We start from the raw sequence: 1,058 nt of genomic DNA on the forward strand, positions 1-1,058 counted from the left end.
ACTCCATTTAATAGACATTATTTCCAAAAAACATTAGGAATGATTCGACGCATTATGATTTATAGCGAAACTTAACCATTCTCGATCGCAAAAATTGATATATAGGAAAGAAAATTACCGATCTTAAGTAATACAAAACCTACAAAGCAGGATAATTCCTACAAATAGCCAAGAAAATATTATTCGTTTTCGATTTGGATTACTAAGCCCCTAAAAAATACCGATAAAAACAAACTGACAAATCAAAACATCAGAGTGTTGATAATTAAAACTGTCACTCGAAAACCATCGGTAGATTGGTTCAATCTTAGCAACATATATCCGATTCAAATACGCTATTTGAAAAAGAAAAATGCCCCGCTAGATCTATATCCAGCGAGGCATGTAATTGGCGAGAATACGCTTCTTCGAAGACAGAATACCTATTCTTCTCGAAATGCTCGGTTCATGCTTTCTGTCAGTGGCTTAATCAAATAACTCAGCGGTGTTCGAGGCTCAGACAAAATGAGTACTTCGGCGTTCATTCCGGATGTCAAACGGTACTTGGCAACATCATCTTGAGAAATTGAGATTCGCGCTAGGTAATAGTCATCTTGGTTTTCTTGTGACAGTTTATCCGCCGAAACAGTCAGCACCGTGCCATCGAGAGGAGCCAATGTTCTTGCATTCAGAGCGGTTAATCGCACATGCGCTTGTTGTCCTGGATTGATCAAGTCAATGTCTTGCGGATTGACTCTTGCTTCAACAAGCAACTTATCATCTTGAGGCACTAACTCTAACAACGTTTGTCCTGAACCAATAACCCCCTTTTCAGTGAACACTTGCATGTTCACTACGCGGCCTGAGATTGGCGCATTGATTGAAGTTCTAGCCACCACATCTTGAGCAGATCGATACTCTTCACGAATGGCAACGACTTCTTTTTTGGTATTCCGCAACTCTTCGACGATTTCATTCAATCTTTCGAGCTTTAACTCTTCTATCTTGGCTTGGTTCTCGTCTAACCTTTTCCCAACGGTTAAAGATTGCCGATCAAGCTGACTTAGAGTACTGCGAAC

Annotated in this window: 1 protein-coding gene; it reads right to left on the reverse strand. The window is 40.1% G+C overall.

The genetic code is table 11. The annotated features are described in order from the left end of the window. Positions 1-422: 422 nt before the first annotated feature. The coding region (locus tag R8N46_RS25435) for an HlyD family efflux transporter periplasmic adaptor subunit (RefSeq protein ID WP_318189806.1) at positions 423-1,058 on the reverse strand (636 nt) is incomplete at its 5' end.

Source organism: Vibrio sp. 1874 (assembly GCF_033344395.1).
Taxonomy (GTDB): Bacteria; Pseudomonadota; Gammaproteobacteria; order Enterobacterales; family Vibrionaceae; genus Vibrio; species Vibrio alginolyticus.